Annotated in this window: 16 protein-coding genes and 1 riboswitch; of the genes, 13 read left to right on the top strand and 3 right to left on the bottom strand. The window is 73.0% G+C overall.

The features are described 5' to 3' along the window. Positions 1-7 precede the first annotated feature (7 nt). Positions 8-859, top strand: a complete 852-nt coding sequence (locus tag QQX10_RS03620) for a TrmH family RNA methyltransferase (protein WP_301118323.1) — start codon at positions 8-10, stop codon at positions 857-859. Between the two features lie 68 nt (positions 860-927). Here QQX10_RS03620 and QQX10_RS03615 read toward each other — a convergent pair whose 3' ends face one another. Further along, on the bottom strand, positions 928-2,580 hold the full coding sequence (locus QQX10_RS03615; RefSeq protein WP_301118322.1) for an HNH endonuclease: 1,653 nt from the start codon (positions 2,578-2,580) through the stop codon (positions 928-930). A 142-nt stretch (positions 2,581-2,722) separates the two neighbouring features. Here QQX10_RS03615 and QQX10_RS03610 point away from each other — a divergent pair, with 142 nt between their 5' ends. The 9 genes from QQX10_RS03610 to QQX10_RS03570 all read left to right on the top strand — a co-directional run bounded on the left by QQX10_RS03610 (position 2,723) and on the right by QQX10_RS03570 (position 12,785). Further along, entirely contained in the window at positions 2,723-4,420 is a 1,698-nt protein-coding gene (locus tag QQX10_RS03610; protein WP_301118321.1) for a sensor domain-containing diguanylate cyclase, read from the top strand. 29 nt (positions 4,421-4,449) lie between these two features. Continuing rightward, positions 4,450-4,929 (top strand): hypothetical protein, encoded by a 480-nt coding sequence (locus tag QQX10_RS03605; RefSeq protein ID WP_301118320.1) that lies wholly within the window; start codon positions 4,450-4,452, stop codon positions 4,927-4,929. 105 nt (positions 4,930-5,034) lie between these two features. Beyond that, on the top strand, positions 5,035-6,546 hold the full coding sequence (locus QQX10_RS03600; RefSeq protein WP_301118319.1) for a GGDEF domain-containing protein: 1,512 nt from the start codon (positions 5,035-5,037) through the stop codon (positions 6,544-6,546). Between the two features lie 238 nt (positions 6,547-6,784). Beyond that, positions 6,785-7,873 carry a phenylalanine--tRNA ligase subunit alpha gene (gene pheS, locus QQX10_RS03595; protein ID WP_301118318.1) on the top strand — a complete coding sequence of 363 codons (1,089 nt, stop codon included), beginning with the start codon at positions 6,785-6,787 and terminating at the stop codon, positions 7,871-7,873. Further along, positions 7,873-10,458 carry a phenylalanine--tRNA ligase subunit beta gene (gene pheT, locus QQX10_RS03590; RefSeq protein ID WP_301118317.1) on the top strand — a complete coding sequence of 862 codons (2,586 nt, stop codon included), beginning with the start codon at positions 7,873-7,875 and terminating at the stop codon, positions 10,456-10,458. Before pheS ends, pheT begins: the two co-directional genes overlap by 1 nt. A 106-nt stretch (positions 10,459-10,564) precedes the next feature. After that, positions 10,565-11,296 carry a hypothetical protein gene (locus QQX10_RS03585; protein ID WP_301118316.1) on the top strand — a complete coding sequence of 244 codons (732 nt, stop codon included), beginning with the start codon at positions 10,565-10,567 and terminating at the stop codon, positions 11,294-11,296. Positions 11,297-11,347: 51 nt separating this feature from the next. After that, positions 11,348-11,926 carry an HAD domain-containing protein gene (locus QQX10_RS03580; protein ID WP_301118315.1) on the top strand — a complete coding sequence of 193 codons (579 nt, stop codon included), beginning with the start codon at positions 11,348-11,350 and terminating at the stop codon, positions 11,924-11,926. Beyond that, positions 11,923-12,237 carry a Dabb family protein gene (locus QQX10_RS03575; RefSeq protein ID WP_301118314.1) on the top strand — a complete coding sequence of 105 codons (315 nt, stop codon included), beginning with the start codon at positions 11,923-11,925 and terminating at the stop codon, positions 12,235-12,237. Before QQX10_RS03580 ends, QQX10_RS03575 begins: the two co-directional genes overlap by 4 nt. A gap of 35 nt (positions 12,238-12,272) precedes the next feature. Beyond that, positions 12,273-12,785: a hypothetical protein gene (locus tag QQX10_RS03570; RefSeq protein WP_301118313.1), complete on the top strand. Its 513-nt coding sequence runs from the start codon at positions 12,273-12,275 to the stop codon at positions 12,783-12,785. Between the two features lie 12 nt (positions 12,786-12,797). Here QQX10_RS03570 and QQX10_RS03565 read toward each other — a convergent pair whose 3' ends face one another. Further along, positions 12,798-13,076, bottom strand: coding sequence for a hypothetical protein (locus QQX10_RS03565; protein ID WP_301118312.1), 279 nt, complete (start codon positions 13,074-13,076; stop codon positions 12,798-12,800). A 272-nt stretch (positions 13,077-13,348) separates the two neighbouring features. Here QQX10_RS03565 and QQX10_RS03560 point away from each other — a divergent pair, with 272 nt between their 5' ends. Then, positions 13,349-14,872, top strand: coding sequence for a DEAD/DEAH box helicase (locus QQX10_RS03560; protein WP_301118311.1), 1,524 nt, complete (start codon positions 13,349-13,351; stop codon positions 14,870-14,872). 89 nt (positions 14,873-14,961) lie between these two features. Here QQX10_RS03560 and QQX10_RS03555 read toward each other — a convergent pair whose 3' ends face one another. Further along, a complete protein-coding gene (locus tag QQX10_RS03555) occupies positions 14,962-15,378 on the bottom strand; it encodes a hypothetical protein (RefSeq protein WP_301118310.1) in 417 nt (138 codons plus the stop codon). A gap of 17 nt (positions 15,379-15,395) precedes the next feature. Beyond that, a riboswitch (SAM riboswitch) is annotated at positions 15,396-15,509 on the bottom strand. 121 nt (positions 15,510-15,630) lie between these two features. On the opposite strand from QQX10_RS03555, the gene QQX10_RS03550 reads away from it, so the two are divergent. Together QQX10_RS03550 and QQX10_RS03545 are read left to right on the top strand one after the other, a co-directional pair. Continuing rightward, positions 15,631-17,229: a sodium-dependent transporter gene (locus tag QQX10_RS03550; RefSeq protein WP_301118309.1), complete on the top strand. Its 1,599-nt coding sequence runs from the start codon at positions 15,631-15,633 to the stop codon at positions 17,227-17,229. Next, entirely contained in the window at positions 17,226-17,369 is a 144-nt protein-coding gene (locus tag QQX10_RS03545; RefSeq protein ID WP_301118308.1) for a methionine/alanine import family NSS transporter small subunit, read from the top strand. The genes QQX10_RS03550 and QQX10_RS03545 overlap by 4 nt, the downstream gene beginning before the upstream one ends. The last annotated feature ends 20 nt before the right edge of the window (positions 17,370-17,389 follow it).

Here is a 17,389-nt window from a genome sequence, read left to right as displayed (position 1 = left end):
GGCCACCATGTCGGAACGCCCCGCCGGGCCTGCAGACCTCTCCGTCACGCTCTCGAATCCGAGGGCCGAGCGGGTCAAGAGAGTCGCGGCACTGGCGGGGCGTTCTGCACGCTCCCGGGCAGGCGTGATCCTGGTCGAGGGGCCTCAGTCGGTCCGCGAGGCGGTGCGTCACGCCGCCGATCGCGTGCATGACGTCTACCTCACCGAGGATGCGCACGCGCGTCACCCCGAGATCGCCACGGAGGCGATCGCGGCGGGGCTGTACGTGCATCTGGGCACTCCCGAGGTGCTCGGCGCGATGAGCGCGGACGCGCAGGGCGTGGTCGCCGTCCTCGCCTCGACGGGCGTCTCGTTCGACGACGTGGTCGCCGCCCGCCCCCGCCTGGTCGCGGTGCTGTCGAACGTGCGCGACCCCGGCAACGCCGGTGCCGTGATCCGCGCGGCCGACGCGGCGGGCGCCGACGCGGTGGTGCTCGCGGGGGAGTCGGTCGACCCGGGCAACCCCAAGGTGATCCGCTCGACGGCGGGCTCGCTCTTCCACCTCCCGGTCGCGCGCGCTCCGCTGGGCGAAGCCGTCGAGGCGCTCCGCACGGCGGGGCTGACGGTCCTGGCCGCCGACGGTTCGGGCGAGGACCTCCTGGGCGATCCCGAGGCCGGCGCGGGCGCCGGGGGAGCGGAGTCACTCGCGTCGCCGACAGCGTGGGTGTTCGGCAACGAGGCCTGGGGCCTGAGCGAGGACGAGCTCGCGCTCGCCGACGCCGTGGTGCGCATCCCCATTTACGGTCGGGCGGAGAGCCTGAACCTGGCGACGGCGGCCACGGTGTGCCTGTACGCCTCCGCGTCGGCACAGCACGCCTGAACCTGTACCTCGCGGCACATTGGCACGCGGGAACCTGTACCCAGCGTCACCTCGCCGCCGCGGAGCCGTCACCAGAGCGCTCCCGCGCCCGGTTGCGGCGTCGTCGTCGCGTCGTCGTCGATCCGCCGGTCATGTGGCACTCCCGCGGGACTCTCACCTGCCGCGCCGTCCTCGCCGTCGTCTCCGCCGTCCCGCGTCGACACGTGGACGGTCACGGCGTGGCGGGCCTGCTCGGTCGGGACTCCTCCCGCCGGGCCGCCTCGGTCGCGGCCGCCTCGGGGTGCCGCCGTGCGTTGTCGCGCTGCCGGACGCGGCTCACGCCCAGCGTCGACCTCGGGCGGAGGGATGAAGACGACCTCCTCGCCGCGCACCTCGACCTCCCAGCGCGTGTCGTGGATCCGCAGATGACATCCACGGCAGAGCAGGACGCCGTTCGACAGATCGGTCCCGCCGCCCCGGGCCCACGGCACGATGTGGTGGGCCTCGCACCACGCGGCGGGCGCCCCGCACCACGCGCAGCCCCCGTCCCGCGCCGCCAACGCCCGTCGCTGGGCGGCTGAGAACGGCCGCACCCGCCTCCCGACGTCCAACGGGAGCGACCGGGATCCGAGGACCGCGGGGATGATCTCGATGTCGGCGCACATCCGGCGCACCGACTCGACGCTGAGCGGCAGCCCCGCGGTCTCGGGACGCACCTCGCCGAGGCCGCTCCGGAGCGACTCCAGCTCGACGTGGACGATCACCTGAGCCGGGGCGCGGTCGCCCGGGCTGCCGCAGCGAAGTCCGTGGTTCGCGAGCTGCACCATCAGGTCCGCCCTGATCTGCCCCGAGGAGCGCGAGTCCGGCACGTCCGACTCCTTCGCCGCCTGCAGGGTCCGCTTGACCTGCGCGTCGAACCACGCGCGTACGGGCAGCGCGGATTCGGGATCGAGCCGAGCCTGGAGCAGCACCATCCCGTCCGACTGCTCGGTGAAGGTGAGATGCCGCTGCGCCCGCAGGCGCCGCTCGCGCTCCGCACGGCTGCGCGCGTCGTGGCTGGCGCGGAGCCGCGCGCAGCACGCCCGCAGATCACGCAGGTCAAGCGTGCACGCGCGGGCGACCAGGTCGCGCTCCATCGCGAGCCGCGCCTCCCGCCCGAGCGCTCCCGGGAGGGCCGGGTCCGACAGCGCTCGCAGGGTCTCGCGGATCAGGGCGGCTGCGTCGGTGCCGATGCGCCCGTCGCGGAGCGCGGCGGCGACCGGCCCGAGCGGAGGGGGCGGAGGAGGCGGCGGACCTCCGCCATCCGGCCCGCCACCGCCATCGCCCGGACCCCCGCCGCCATCGCCCGGCCCGCCACCGCCGTCATCCGGCCCGCCTTCCGGACCGCCGCCGCCCTCGGGTTCTCCGCCGCCTCCGGGGCCCGCATCGTCCGGCGTCATGAAGGCCCGCCCCGCCTCGATGAGCCGGATAGCCTCGGCGATCGAGACCCCGCAGCGCGCCGCGACCAGCCGCTCGGCTGACGAGTACCCCTCGCGCCGCGCGAGGCTCGACGCGTCGCGCGGGGAGCGCGCCGCCACCTCCGCCGCCATGATCGCCAGCGGGAGCCGCGCCGCCGCGGCGAGCCGCCCGCATGCCTCCAGCGCCTCGAGCACCTCGGGGCGCCGCAGGTCCGACGTCTCGCGCGCGTCGAGGCGTCCCACCGCATCCGCGAGGGGCGCCACCCGGTCCGCCGAGATCAACATGGGACCATCCCATCAGCACCCTCTGACATTCCCGACAAACCGGACACGAAGGCCGGGGACAACCCGCGAGGAACCCCCATGTGACCAAGTCCACGCCTCCCGTCGCACCAGGCACGTCCCCGCACGGCCGACAATTGGGTCCATGAGGATCCGGAAGCTCCGCCTGCGCGTCTCGCGCCTGCGCGGCATGCTCGTCGCCGCCGTGGCGGTCGTCGCGATCCTCGTGGTCCAGGCGTTGATCGCCGTCACCGCGGTCGTGGTCGCCGATCGGGGCGCGGAGGCCGCCGCGCGCGACACCTATTCGTACGTCGGCGACCTGATGACGGAGCGCGTGGCGACCGCGCTCGACTCCGCCTCGGACGTGGTGCGCGGCACGGTCTCCGAGCTCGACAGGCGGGGTGTGCCCGACACCGCCGACCTGATCGGCGCGCTCGCGGACCGGCTCGACCGCGAGCCGGGCGTCGGCTCGATCTTCATCGGCTGGCCCTCGGGCGAGGTGCTCGCCGTCGCGACGGCCGACGCCGGCTACACCGTCTACGAGATCACCCCGATCGACGGAGATCCCGGGCGGGCCCACGTGGAGCGGTCCGAGCTCGGCCCCGACCACGCGATCACGGCGATCGACGCGGAGGACGGCGCCTACGACCTCGACACCCGCCCCTGGTACGACGCGGCGGTCGACGGCGCGGGCCTCACGTGGACCGATCCGTACATCTCGGTGCGAACCGGGGAGCTCGTCGTCTCGCCGGTGCAGGCGCTGTCCGGCGATGGCGGCTCGATCCTGGTCGTCGGCGCCGACCTCGACCCGGACTCCCTCGGCGCGCTGCTGGACGACATCCCGATCGGCGAGGACGCCGGCGCCTTCATCCTGACCGGCGACCGCCGGGTGATCGCCGCTCCCGCGGGATCCCGGGACCTGGTCCGCGACGTCCTGTCCGAGACCGGCGAGGTTCCCCTGGCCGGCGAGATCGGGCTTCCCAGCACCGCCCCCACGCCGGGCGGTGACGGCGGCGACGTGTTCGCGACCCGCGACACGGTGGTCACGCTCGAGCGGTCGCTCGATCCCGCGACGGGTCTCGACTGGATCCTCCACCTCGAGACCGACGCGCGCGATCTCGCGCCCGGCCTCGCCAGCTTCCGCACGGCGACCTTCACGATCGCGGCCGTGAGCCTCGCGCTCGTCGCCGTCGCGTCGATCCTCGCCTGGCAGATGTGGCGTCCGGTGAGGACGATGCGGCACCGCGCGAGCACGGACGCGCTCACGGGCCTGGCGAACAGGTACGAGTTCCCGCGGCGGCTCCGCGGCATCGTCGCCTCGGCCAGGACCCAGGGCGACACCGTCATGGTGGTCGCGCTCGACCTCGACGACTTCAAGCGGCTCAACGATGCGGAGGGCCATGACGCTGGCGACGTGGTGCTCGCGGCGGTCGGCGACGCCATGCTCGCCTCCCTGCGTACCCGCGACGTCGCCGCTCGCCTGGGCGGCGACGAGTTCGCCGCGGTGCTCCGGCTCGCGGAGCGGGGGTCCCCGGTCGAGGTCGCCCGCCGGCTCCGCGACGACGTCGAGATCGCCATCCACGAGTCGCTCCGCGCCGCCGGGGTGGTGGGCGTCACCGCGGGCTTCGCCACCACGGCCGAATGTGGCTACGACCCCGATGCGCTCGTGAGCGCGGCCGACGAGGCCCTCGTCACGGGCAAGCGCGCGCACAAGGGCCGCACGTACGCGTTCGGCCACGTCGCGGGCACCACCGGGCAGGTCCCGGTGGTGCGGGTCGACGATGCCGCGGGCGGGGAGGACGGCCGCGCGCCGGCTGGTAGTCTCCCCGGGGACCGGCGCTGAGCGCGGCCCCGGCGAACCGAGGAGGACCGATGGACAACACCCGCGTGCTGGAGATCCCCGGAGCGCGTGGCAAGGTCGAGGTCGTCGGAGTCCTGGGGCTGCTGTACAAGGTGCGCATCGACGGCACCGTCGTGAAGCGCCGCAAGGGCGCGTGGCAGATCCCCATGCGCAACGGGTCGGTCGCGAAGCTCTCCGCCAACGGCGTGATCCCCGGCTTCCAGACGCTGTACCTCGACGGCAAGCCGATCCTCAAGATGGGCGCCCACGTGCCCACCCGCGCGAAGATCACGATGTTCGCGCCGGTGCTGCTGCTGCTCTGGCCCCTCGTCGGCAGCATCCCGGTGGTGGTCCTCTCGATCACCACCATCCTCGCCTTCTTCATGTTCCTCATGAACATCGTGTTCGTGAAGAACCCCACGATCCCCACGGGCCTGCGCGTCGCCATGCCGGCCGTCAACACCGTGGTGATCATCCTCGCGCTGCTGGTGCTGTTCGGCACTCGGTGGTGACGCTGGTCACATCCTCCCAAATCGCACAAAGCCCCTGCTAGGCTCCACCGCAAACGTCGGGGGGCGTACGTTGGGGGACGGAGCAGCGATGGCGGTGGGGAGCTGATGTCGCGCTACACGCTGCGCGGGGCCAGCGATCCCCTCGCGTGGGTCTTCGGGATCGTCCTGGGCGCCCTGGCGCTGATCGGCATGATCTCGATCGTGGTGCGCGCGAGCGTCGACGCGGACTCGCGTCGCGTGTCCGTCGAGGGCGTGGCCCTGGTCGGCGACGCGACGGCGGTCCAGGTGGCCGCCGCGACCCGTCCCGCGGAGACCGCGCTGCGGTCCATGACGGTGCTGCTGGGCTCGACGCCGGACGCGCTGGGCGATGCCGATCGGGTGCTGGAGGCGCTCGCCTCGGCGATGGAGTCGCAGCAGGCGATCACCGGCCTGACGGTGGCGTCGGCCGACGGCACGGCCCACGACCTCGCCCGCGTCGAGGACGGCTACGCATACTCGGTCACCACGTCGGACGGGTCCGTCGCCACCACCTTGCTGGACGCCGCCCTCGAGCCGACGGATGCCCCCGAGGGCCTGCGCCCGCCGCCGCCGGTGAGCGACGTCGTGTGGGAGCAGGCGGACGTCTCGGAACCGGGGGTGCAGTGGGCCGACCCGGTCGTCACCCCTGGCGGTCGCACCACGATCACCGCGGCCATGGTCGTGACGGTCCCGGGGGCGGAGCCCAGCGGTATCGCCGTCGTGCGGCTCGACTCCGCGATGCTCACCAGCATGCTCGCGCAGTCGCCCGCGGCCGGCTACGGCGCGGCGCGCCTGTCCGGGGCCGACGGCACGCTGCTCGCGGGCGATGCCGACATCGCGATGCCCGCGGACGCCGAGACGGTCGAGGTCGAGAACGGGATCGTGCGCGTGGAGGAGTCGCTCGTGTCCTACGAGCGGCCGGTGTCGGACGACATCCCGTGGGTCCTCACCGTCCAGATCGAAAGCGCCGACGTGCTGCCCGCGGTCGCCGCCGTGGATCGCACCATGACGTTCTTCACCATCGCGATCATCGGCATCACGGGCATCCTCGCCCTGGTGCTCTGGGTGCTGCGTCGCCCCGCGGGCGAGATGTCGCTGCGGGCGCGTACCGATGCGCTGACGGGCCTGGCGAACCGGCATCACTTCGACGCGACCGGCGCGACGATGCTCTACACGGCCCGGCGCAAGCGCGCCCGCTCCGTGGTGGCCGTGTTCGACCTCGACCACTTCAAGTCCGTCAACGACGGCGCGGGACACGAGAGCGGCGACGCGGCGCTCGCGGCGGTCGCGGACGGCTTGGTGCGCGGCGCCGGGCCGCGCGACCTGGTGGGTCGCCTCGGCGGCGACGAGTTCGCGGCGGTCCTCCTGCTCGACGACGACGAGGATCCGGCCGTGGCGGTCGAGCGCATGCGCCGCTCCGCCGCCCGGGCGTTGGACGATGCGGTGGGCGCCGAGTTCGACGTGGGCGTCAGCGCGGGCTGGGTCGAGGCGACGGGAGCCGACCATCGTCTCCGCTACTGGATCGTCGCCGCCGACGAGGCGCTGGTCTCCGGGCGCGTGGTCGAGAAGGGCGTCGCCTACGAGAGCCGCCGGCTCTGACGGGCCGGCCGGCGCATCGAGACGGCTGGTACGGTGAGGTCATGACCACGAGTCCGAGCCGCCGCCTGCCGCGCGCCGCCGTGCGTCTGTTTATCTAGGCCCGGGGAGGACCCCCGGGCCTGACCCGCGCTCGCGCCCGCATCGTCCCACCGCCGTGCCACCCGCAGCATCGCCGGCCGGAGAGCCCCGCGCGACCGATAGACTTCCGTAGGTTTTTCCAGGCTGTGAAGGGTCGCTCATGACTGATCTCTCCCCGCTCGACGCCGTCGGCGTCGAGGACGCCGTGCAGGCGGCGCTCGCCGCGTTCGCGCAGGCCGCCACGCTCGACGAGCTCAAGGACGCGCGCATCGCCCACACGGGCGACAAGGCGGCGCTGACGCTCGCGAACCGAGGCATCAAGGACCTCGAGCCCGCCGACAAGGCGGCCGCGGGCAAGGCGATGGGCGCGGCCCGGGCCACGATCGGCCGGGCGCTGGCCGCCCGCACCGAGGAGCTCGAGGCCGAGCGCGACGCGCGCGTGCTGATCGAGGAGGCCGTGGACGTCACGCTTCCCGTGAACCGCGCCTCCGTGGGCGCCCGCCACCCGATCGAGACCATGCAGGACCGCATGTGCGACGTGTTCGTGTCCATGGGCTGGGAGGTCGCCGAGGGACCGGAGATGGAGGCGGAGTGGTTCAACTTCGACGCCCTCAACTTCGACCCCGACCACCCGGCGCGGGAGATGCAGGACACGTTCTTCATCGACCCGCCGGACTCGGGCCTGCTGCTGCGCACCCACACCTCGCCGGTGCAGGTGCGCGCCGCCCTCGAGCGCCGCGAGGCCCTCGAGGAGCACGGCCACGGCATCTACGTCATCTGCCCGGGCAAGACCTTCCGCACCGATGAGCTCGACGCGACCCACACGCCGGTGTTCCACCAGCTCGAGGGGCTCGCGATCGACAAGGGCCTCACCATGGCGCACCTCAAGGGCACGCTCGACCACTTCGTCCAGGCGATGTTCGGCCCCGACGCGGTCACGCGCCTGCGCCCGTCCTTCTTCCCCTTCACCGAGCCCAGCGCGGAGATGGACATGCGCTGCTTCGTGTGCAACGGCGAGGACGCGGCGTGCCGCACCTGCCGGGGCACCGGCTGGATCGAGCTCGGCGGCTGCGGCATGACGCACCCCAACGTCCTCATCGCCGCGGGGATCGACCCCGACAAGTACACGGCCTTCGCGTTCGGCATGGGGATCGAGCGCACCCTGATGTTCCGCCACGGCGTCACCGACATGCGCGACATGGTCGAGGGCGACGTGCGCTTCTCTCAGCAGTTCGGGATGGAGATCTGATGCCCAAGATTCCGCTCACGTGGCTCGCGGAGTCCGTCGACCTGGTGCCCGGGTCCACCCCCGAGGACGTGGTCACCGCCCTCGCCCGGATCGGGCTCGAGGAGGAGGGCATCCACGGCTCCGGCGTCAAGGGCCCGCTCGTGGTCGGCCGCGTCATGTCGCTGGTCAAGGAGGAGCAGTCCAACGGCAAGACCATCAACTACTGCCGCGTCGACGTCGGCGAGCACAACGACCCCGCCGGTCCGGGCCGCAAGCCCGACAACAAGGTGGAGTACCCGTCCTCGCGCGGGATCGTCTGCGGCGCGCACAACTTCGTCGAGGGCGACTGGGTGGTCGTGGTGCTGCCCGGCGCCGAGCTGCCCGGGCCGTTCCCGATCTCGGGGCGCAAGACGTACGGCCACTGGTCGGACGGCATGATCTGCTCCGCGCGCGAGCTCGGGCTCGGCGACGACCACACGGGCATCATCGTGCTCACCGACATGGGCTTCGACGCCGCCGACCTGACCCCCGGCCAGGACGCCATCGCGCTGCTCGGGCTCGACGAGTCGACCATCGAGATCAACGTCACGCCGGACCGCGGCTACTCGTTCTCGATCCGCGGCGTGGCGCGCGAGTACGCCCACGCCACCGGTCAGGCCTTCACCGACCCCGCCGCGCTGCCCGTGTCGGGCGCCGCCGGCGCCGGCTTCGAGGTGCTGATCGAGGACGCCGCGCCCGTGCGCGGGACCGTCGGCTGCGACCGCTTCGTGGCGCGGATCCTGCGCGGCTTCGACCCGACCGCCGCGCCGCCCGCGTGGATGAGGCAGCGGCTCGAGGCCGCCGGCATGCGGTCGATCTCGCTCGCCGTGGACGTCACCAACTACGTCATGCTCGAGCTGGGCCAGCCCCTCCACGCCTACGACCTCGCGAAGGTCACTGCGCCGATCGTGGTGCGCCGCGCATCGTCCGGCGAGAGCATCGTCACGCTCGACGACGCGGAGCGCGCGCTGCACGTCGAGGACCTCCTCATCACCGACTCCGAGGGCGGGCACGGCGCCCGGCCCATCGGCATGGCCGGCGTCATGGGCGGCGCGTCGACGGAGGTCTCCGAGACCACCACCGACATCCTGCTCGAGGCCGCGCACTTCGACCCCATCACCATCGCGCGAACGGCGCGGCGCCACAAGCTCGGCTCGGAGGCGTCCCGCCGGTTCGAGCGTGCCGTCGACACCGCGCTGCCGCCGGTCGCGGTCCAGCGCGCGCTGAACCTCCTGGTCGAGTTCGGCGGGGGAGTCGTCGAGGACGTCTACACGGACGTGGACGACGTTCCGACGATCGCCGAGATCGAGATGGACTGGGACTACCCGGCCCGGATCGTGGGCGTGCCGTACACCGCGGAGCAGGTCATCGACTCGCTCACCGAGGTGGGCTGCGCCGTCGAGCGCGACGGCGAGGTGCTGATCGTCACGCGCCCGACCTGGCGCGCGGATCTCGAGGGTCGGATCAACCTGGTCGAGGAGGTCGCGCGCCTGCAGGGGTACGAGGGCCTGCCGTCGGTGCTGCCGATCGCGCCCCCGGGCCGCGGCTACACGCACTCGCAGCTGGTGCGGAAGTCGGTCGCGCGCTCGCTCGCGGAGGCCGGGCTGACCCAGGTGCTCTCCTACCCCTTCATCTCCGAGAAGCGGCTGGACGACCTGCTGCTGCCGCCGGACGATGCGCGGCGCGACCTGGTGGTGCGCCTCGCCAACCCGCTGAGCGCCGAGCTTCCGCTCATGCGTCCCGGGCTGCTGGCCTCGCTGGTCGACGCCGTCAAGGTGAACCTCGGGCGCGGCGCGCAGGACGTGGCCGTCTACGAGACCGGCCGCGCCTACCTGCAGTCGCGCATCGGCAAGGTGCCCAGCACGTTCTCGGGCGAGGGCATCACGCCCGACGACGTGGAGGCGCTCAACGAGGCTCTGCCGGGCCAGATCCGCCGCGTGGCGGGCATCATGACCGGCAACAAGGTCGCCGCCGGCTGGGACGGTCACGCCACGCCGTGGAAGTGGACCGACGCGATGGCGATGGCCGAGAGGGTCGAGCGCGCCTGCGGCGTGGTCCTCGAGATCACGCCCGACGCGCACGGTGCGATCACCACGGCGCCGTTCCACCCCGGCCGCGTGGCCGTGTACTGGCTGGAGGGCGAGCTCGTGGGCCTGGCCGGCGAGCTGCACCCGAAGGTGTGCGAGAACCTGGGCCTGCCGGCGCGCACGGTCGCGTTCGAGATGCGCCTCGACCCGATGATCGACGAGAGCGAGGGCGTGCTGGTCACGGCCTCGCCCGTGTCCGGCCAGGTGCTGGCCAAAGAGGACTTCGCGTTCGTGGTCGCCTCCGACGTGCCCGCGGGTGCGCTCGTCGACGTGGTCCTCGCCGCGGGCGACGGCCTGGTCGAGGACGCGCGCGTGTTCGACGTCTACACGGGCGAGCAGATCGGCGAGGGCAAGAAGAGCCTCGCCATCAACGTCAAGATGCGCGACGCGGACCACACGCTCTCGGCGGATGAGGTTCTCGAGGTGCGCAACGCGATCATCGCGGCGGCTTCCGAGAAGTTCGGGGCCGTGCTGCGCTGAGACGGCGTCGATCGTCGTGCCGCGGACTCCCGCGGGGCGGCGATCGTCGCCGCGTCGCACCCGTCCGCTACGCTCGCGAGAAGCACGCCGACGAAGGGGGCGGACCGTGAGACGCATCGTCAAGGGGCTCGTCGCGGGCGTCATCGGGGCCTCAGCGGTCCTGGGCGTGTCCGCCTGCGACAGCCTGCCCGACATCGACGTGTCCCGGCTCCCCGACATCTCGCTCCCCGCCCGACCGAGCGAGACGGCGGAGCCGCAACCGACGGAGACCGTGACCGAGGCGCCCGTCGCCCAGCCGACCGAGACAGTCACCGAGGCGCCGGCGCCCTCGGAGACCGCCTCGGCGTCCCCGAGCGCGTCGCCCGCAACGGGCGACGATGTCGACGACGGATCGCTGCCGTGGTGGCTCTGGCTGCTGGCGGGCGCCGCCGCGCTGGTGCTCGTCATCCTGGTGTGGCGCGTGGTGGCCGCGCGCCGGTCGTGGGACCGGCAGCTGGAGCGCGCGCGGGCCGAGGTCTCGTGGTTCGAGGACTCGCTGGTGCCGCAGGTGCTCGCCAAGCCCACCGCGGCCGAGGCGGCGCAGACGTGGCAGGCCGCGCGCCCGCGCGTGCTCGATGCGGACCGCCAGCTGCACGGGCTCATCGAGACGGCGCCGACAGACGACCGCAGGGGCGCCGCTGAGCGTGGCCTGGCCGTCGTGGGCGAGCTGTCCCAGGCGCTCGACGCGGAGGCCGCGACGCGCCCAGGCGACGACGCGGAGACGCTGCGGTCGCGGCGAGCCGCCGTCGACGCGGCACGGGCCCACGCACGCGACTGGGCCGGGGCCCGGCGGACGTAGCCGCCGCTCCGCTCCGGGCGCCGGCGTGCTCCGCGGCGTAGCGTCGGAACCATGGCCGCCGCGGCCCCGCGTGAGGGACCCCCGTCCGTCGCCCTGCTGGTCGACGTGGACGGCGTCATCGCGCCCTACGACCTCCCGGGCACCGAGCGGACGGGGTGGCCCGCATCGTCCTGGCGCACCGCGCCGGTGCTGTTCGGCATGGAGATCACCTGGTCGGGTGCGATGGTCGAGCGCCTGGCCCGGATCGCCGCCCTGCCCGGCGTCGAGCCCGCGTGGTGCACCACCTGGGGGTTCCGTGCCGCCCGCTACCTGGGCCCGGCGATCGGCCTCGGCGAGGACTGGCCGTGCCTCGAGGGTGAGGGCGGGGGAGCGTTCGCCGTCGAGGGCTGGTGGAAGGCCGACCGCGCCCGCGAGGCGCTCGCGACCCACGCCGGCGTGATCTGGATCGACGATCTGATCGACGGGTGGCGAGACGAGCTCGCCGCGACGGGGCAGCCGGCGCCCGAGTTCTGGCCCGGCGGCCGGCTGCTCACCATCTCGCCTCGCCCCGACCGCGGAATCGAGCCCGCGGACCTCGACGAGGCGGCGCTGTTCGTGCACACCGTCATCCCCGGTAGCGTGGCGCCATGACGACCGACGGGCGCATCGTGCACGTGGTCCTGGTCGACTGGCGGGACGGGATGCCCGCCGCGGAGCTCGAGCGTCTGCACACGCAGATCGGGCTGTTCAGGGCCGAGATCCCCGGGATCGCGGAGGTGACCGTCGGCCCGAGCGTGAGTCCCGAGGGGCTCGAGGCCGGCTACGGGTGGGGGCTCGTCGTCGCCTTCGTCGACGCGGCCGCCCGCGATGTCTACCTCGATCACCCCGTCCACGCGGTGGCGGCCGAGATCATCGGCGCGTGGTCGGCGCGCCTGGTAGTCGTCGACCTCGCCGCCCGGTGACGGGGCGCCCGGCCGGCGCGGCTACCGTGGAGAGCGTGAGCACCCCGTCCGACCCCGTGCACCCCGAGCTGGTCCTCCACGTCGGCCGCCGCGCGACCCTCGCGCTCCGGGCCGCCTTCCTGGTCGCCATCGCCGTGTTCGGCGTGGTCGCGCTCGCGATCGCGATCGGCAGGCCCAGCGGCGACGGGCAGGGCGGCGCGGGCAACGTGGTGCTTCCCGCCGCCGCGATCGTGTTCGCGCTGCTGGGACTCGCCTTCACGTTGGGCCAGTGGTGGGACGATGCGACCCACCTGCGGCTGGTCGACGGTCGCCTCGAGGTCCGCCACGGCGGGCGCCGGCTCCGCGGCCGCGCGGTGCGCTACTCGCTCGACCACCCCGTGCTCCTCATCGCCGAGGGCCCGCGCGACTCGATCCGGATGTTCATCGAGCAGGATCAGCGGCGCGTGGATCTGGGCAAGGCGGATCAGCTGGGCGCGGACCAGCTCCGCGACCTCGGCTCGTGGCTGCGGTCCCAGGGCGTCCGCTACGAGCAGCGCTCCGACCGCTGACGCCGCGTCCCGTCAGCCGAGCCCGAGCGCCTCGTCCAGGCGCGCCCGCCAGCCCTCGCCCGCCAGCCCGGCCCGGTCCAGCAGGTCCCGCCAGTCGTCGCGGGCGTGCTCCAGCGCATCGTCGAGCATCACGCGGTTGCCGCGCGCCACCAGCAGCACGGCCGCCTGGACACGCTCGGCGTCCACCTCGTGCCCCACGCCCAGCCGCTCGAGCCGGGTCAGGACCTGCGCGGCCGTCGCCCCGAAGTCGTCCTGCGCCCTCTCGATGATGCGCTCGCTCGCCACCGCCATGGCGAGAATCCTCCCATGCCAGGGGACTCTCAGAACCGCCTGCTATCCTTGCCGGGTGCGCCGCCCCAGCGAGCGCATGCGTCGCAGATTGCTTCTCCTTCTCGCCAGCGCCAGTCCCCGAGATTCGCGCGGCTCGTAGAAATCCTCTCTTCGGCGAACGAACGCGGACACCTCCGCGATTCGCCACCATCGCCGGTGCCGCACGCTCATGCGTGCGGTGAAGAACCACGCGCCCTCGCGCGACCGGCGCCCTGCCCCGAAAGGCACCAGACGTGACCCAGACCTTCTCCGAGCTCGGCGTTCCCACGCAGCTCACCACCGTCCTCGAGCGCGACGGCAAGACGTCCGCGTTCCCCATCCAGGAGTCCACGCTTCCCGACTCGCTCGCGGGCCGCGACGTGCTCGGCCGCGGCCGCACCGGCTCCGGCAAGACCCTCGCGTTCTCGCTCCCGGTGGTCGCGCGCCTCATGAACCGCAAGGGTCGCGCCGCGGCCGGCCGCCCCCGCGCGCTCATCCTGTGCCCGACCCGCGAGCTCGCCACCCAGATCGACGCGGTCATCGCGCCGCTCGCGGCGTCCGTGGGCCTCACCACCACCACCATCTTCGGCGGCGTCAACCAGCGCCGCCAGGAGCAGGCGCTCAGCCGCGGCGTCGACATCGTCGTGGCGTGCCCGGGTCGCCTCGAGGACCTGATGAAGCAGCGCATCGTCTCCCTCGACCAGATCGAGCTCACGGTGCTCGACGAGGCGGACCACATGGCCGACCTCGGCTTCCTCCCGGGGGTGACCCGCATCATGACCGCGACCCCGCGTCGCGGCCAGCGCATGCTGTTCTCCGCCACGCTCGACAACGGCGTGAACACCCTGGTGAAGAAGTTCCTCGACCAGCCCGTCACCCACTCGGTCGACTCGGCCGAGAGTCCGGTCGAGGCGATGACGCACCACGTGTTCCACGTCGCGGACGCCGGCGCGAAGCGGGACGTGGTCCACGCGCTCGCCTCCGGCACGGGTCGCCGTGTGCTGTTCATGCGCACCAAGCACCAGGCCAAGAAGATGGCGAAGCAGCTCACGGCCGACGGCATCCCCGCGGTCGACCTGCACGGCAACCTGTCCCAGAACGCCCGCGACCGCAACCTCGCCGCCTTCGCGGCGGGCGAGGCGAAGGTGCTGGTCGCCACCGATGTGGCCGCCCGCGGCGTCCACGTCGACGGCATCGAGCTCGTGGTCCACGTGGATCCGCCGGCCGAGCACAAGGCGTACCTCCACCGCTCGGGCCGCACCGCGCGTGCGGGCTCGGAGGGCGACGTGGTCACCCTGGTCCTGCCCGAGCAGAAGCGCGACACCGCGCAGCTGCTCAGCCGCGCGAAGATCTCGGTGAGGCCCGAGGCGGTCAACGCGTCCTCCTCGCAGGTGGTCGCGCTGATCGGCGAGGTCGCTCCGAAGGTCGCCCCGGCGCCGGTCGCCGACCAGCCGCGTCGCCAGTCCGGCGGCGGCGGTCGCCGCCGCGGCGGCGCGCAGCACCAGAACGACGCCCGCCAGGGCGGCCGCGGTCGCCAGCACCAGAACGATGCGCGTCCCGCCCGCCAGGGTGCCGGCAACGCTCGGTCCAACGACGGCCGTCCGGGTCGTCAGGATGCGGGCTCGCGCCAGGGCCAGGGTGCCGGTCGCTCGGGCGGCAACGGCGGCAGCGGCTCCGGTGCCGGTCGCTCCGGCGGCGCCGCGCGCAACCGCCACGCCGGCGGTCACTCGAGCGCCGCATCGTTCTCCGCCGGTGGGGGCCGCCGCCGCGGTCGCTGACCCGACCGCGCGCCTGCGCCCCAGCAGTGCACGAGGGTACGGAATCGATCGATTCCGTACCCTCGTGCACTCTCCGGACACGGCTCGGGTCAGGACCCGTCGCCCGCGTTCCGCGCCCGCAGGTATGCGGCGAGCTCGGCGCGTGTGAGGAAGCCGCGCTCCCACGGGGTGAGCTCCCCGGGCGGCGGGCATTCACGCCAGTGCTCGGGGGTGGTGTACGAGACGGCCGTGCCGTTGATGGTGGCGAGCGAATGCGTGTGGTCGATCACCTCGGTGACGCCCGCCCGGAACGCGCGGCGGGCCACATCCCGCCACTGCTGGTGCATGCACCAGGTCTCGACGGGGGACGTCGCATCGCGGCGCACCACGTAGATGCCGTCGGGATGCTCACCGAGCAGCTCGTACTCGATCTCGGTCGCCGCGTTCCGCGCGAGCCGCAGCTGGATCGGGTGCAGGGCGTGCCCGGCCTGCGACAGGATGCACGGGGGCAGGGTGGCGTCAGCCATGGTTCTCTCCTTCAGAGAATCCGTCCTTCCGCGCGCCGGTCGACGCGCGGCGGATCTTCCTCCAGGGGCACCGTGTCGGGACGCGGTTGCCAGCTGGCCGGCTGGAGGGCTTGAGGCCAGGCTTCGTGATCCACTCCCGACTGTAGCGGCCGACGCCGACATCGGGCTCGCGGGCCCGGGACCTCGCCGCCCTGCACCGGGACCTGCCTGGCACTAGCGTGATCTCCGTAGCGCCAGCACGGGGAGGCACCCATGAGCGACCAGCCTGAAGCCGCAGCACCGCACACCCACGAGAAGCGCGAGCACTGGTCCGGCCAGACCGCGTTCATCCTCGCCGCGATCGGCTCCGCGGTGGGTCTGGGCAACATCTGGCGCTTCCCCGGCGAGGCCTACGACAACGGCGGGGGAGCGTTCATGATCCCCTACGTGGTGGCCCTGCTCACCGCCGGCATCCCGATCCTGTTCCTCGAGAACGCGATCGGCCACCGCTTCCGTGGCTCGTCGCCGCTCGCGATGCGCCGCGTGCACAGGCGCGCGGAGGGCGTCGGCTGGTTCCACGTGGCCATCTGCTTCGTGATCGGCCTGTACTACACGGCCGTGATCGCCTGGGCGCTCAGCTACTTCTTCTTCAGCTTCACCCTGGCCTACAAGGACGACCCTGCGGGCTTCTTCACCGGCGAGTACCTCCAGCTGGGCGAGGCCGGCACCGTCAGCCTGAGCTTCGTGCCCCATGTCCTGATCCCCCTCGCGGCGATCTGGATCATCACCATCGTGGTGCTCGCGCTCGGCCTGCACAACGGCGTCGAGCGGCTCAACGTGATCGGCATCCCGCTGCTCGTGGCGACCTTCGGCATCCTCGTGGTGCGCGCGCTCACCCTGCCCGGCGCGGCGGACGGCATCGACGCGCTCTTCACCCCCGACTTCAGCGCGCTGACCGACCCGAACGTGTGGATCGCCGCCTACGGTCAGATCTTCTTCTCCCTCTCGCTCGCCTACGGCGTGATGCTGACCTACGCGTCGTACCGCCGTCGCCGCTCCAACATCACCTCGCCGGGCCTGGTGATCGCCTTCGGCAACAGCTCCTTCGAGGTCCTCGCGGGCATCGGCGTGTTCGCCACCGTCGGCTTCCTCGCGCACCAGCAGGACGTCCCCGTCGCGGAGCTCGACGGCCTCGCCGGGCCCATCCTGTCCTTCGTGACCTTCCCCGCGGTGATCGCGCAGATGCCGGGCGGGCCGTTGTTCGGAGCGCTGTTCTTCGGATCGCTGGTGGTCGCCGGGCTCACCTCGTTGATCTCCGTCATGCAGACCATCTCCGCGGCGCTGCAGGACAAGTTCGGCCTCCACCCGCGGGGCTCCGCGGTCGCGGTCGGCGTGGTCTCCGCGGTGCTGTCCATCATCGGCTTCGGCACCACCACGGGCCTGTACCTGCTCGACGTGGTGGACCAGTGGTCGAACCAGCTCGGGATCGTGGCCGGCGCCATCGCGATGATCGCGGCCGCCCTCTGGTTCGGGGGTCGCTCCCGCGAGCTGCAGCGGCACCTCAGCGCCGTGTCGACCCTCAAGCTCGGCACGTGGTGGCTGGTGCTGGTCAACGCCGTGTCCGTGCTGCTGATCTACATGTTCGCGACCAAGGCCGTCTCTCTCGCGCGCGACGGCTACGAGGGCTACCCCACGTCCTACCTGGCGATCTTCGGGTGGGGCACCGCGGCGTTCCTGCTGGCGGCGGCACTGGTGATGCCGTGGCTCAGGTGGCGGCGGGACATCGTGCACTTCCGGCCGTGGCCGACCCGTCAGCAGCTGGGGCTGCCGCCCGGGAGGGACGATGCGCCGGTCGAGGGGAGCGCGTCATGAGCGCCGCGGCGATGACCCTGATGGTCGTGGTGATGGTCGTGATCTGGGGCGGGCTGGTGGCCTCGATCATGTTCCTCAGCCGGCGACCGGAGGCCGCCGACATGCCACCCGGAGGCGAGGACACGCAGGTCCCGGACTGAGGTCCGGCGCAGCGCCGCCC

The sequence above is a fragment of the Demequina lignilytica genome (assembly GCF_030418305.1).
GTDB classification, from domain to species: Bacteria; Actinomycetota; Actinomycetes; order Actinomycetales; family Demequinaceae; genus Demequina; species Demequina lignilytica.
The sequence above is the reverse complement of the archived record's forward strand: the minus strand, read 5'-3'. Positions and strand labels throughout refer to the sequence as shown.

Coding starts and splice junctions, on each gene's coding strand:
- QQX10_RS03620 (WP_301118323.1), top strand. CDS start 8: ATGTCGGAACGCCCCGCCGGGCCTGCAGACCTCTCCGTCACGCTCTCG.
- QQX10_RS03615 (WP_301118322.1), bottom strand. CDS start 2,580: ATGTTGATCTCGGCGGACCGGGTGGCGCCCCTCGCGGATGCGGTGGGA.
- QQX10_RS03610 (WP_301118321.1), top strand. CDS start 2,723: ATGAGGATCCGGAAGCTCCGCCTGCGCGTCTCGCGCCTGCGCGGCATG.
- QQX10_RS03605 (WP_301118320.1), top strand. CDS start 4,450: ATGGACAACACCCGCGTGCTGGAGATCCCCGGAGCGCGTGGCAAGGTC.
- QQX10_RS03600 (WP_301118319.1), top strand. CDS start 5,035: ATGTCGCGCTACACGCTGCGCGGGGCCAGCGATCCCCTCGCGTGGGTC.
- pheS (WP_301118318.1), top strand. CDS start 6,785: ATGACTGATCTCTCCCCGCTCGACGCCGTCGGCGTCGAGGACGCCGTG.
- pheT (WP_301118317.1), top strand. CDS start 7,873: ATGCCCAAGATTCCGCTCACGTGGCTCGCGGAGTCCGTCGACCTGGTG.
- QQX10_RS03580 (WP_301118315.1), top strand. CDS start 11,348: ATGGCCGCCGCGGCCCCGCGTGAGGGACCCCCGTCCGTCGCCCTGCTG.
- QQX10_RS03575 (WP_301118314.1), top strand. CDS start 11,923: ATGACGACCGACGGGCGCATCGTGCACGTGGTCCTGGTCGACTGGCGG.
- QQX10_RS03565 (WP_301118312.1), bottom strand. CDS start 13,076: ATGGCGGTGGCGAGCGAGCGCATCATCGAGAGGGCGCAGGACGACTTC.
- QQX10_RS03555 (WP_301118310.1), bottom strand. CDS start 15,378: ATGGCTGACGCCACCCTGCCCCCGTGCATCCTGTCGCAGGCCGGGCAC.
- QQX10_RS03550 (WP_301118309.1), top strand. CDS start 15,631: ATGAGCGACCAGCCTGAAGCCGCAGCACCGCACACCCACGAGAAGCGC.
- QQX10_RS03545 (WP_301118308.1), top strand. CDS start 17,226: ATGAGCGCCGCGGCGATGACCCTGATGGTCGTGGTGATGGTCGTGATC.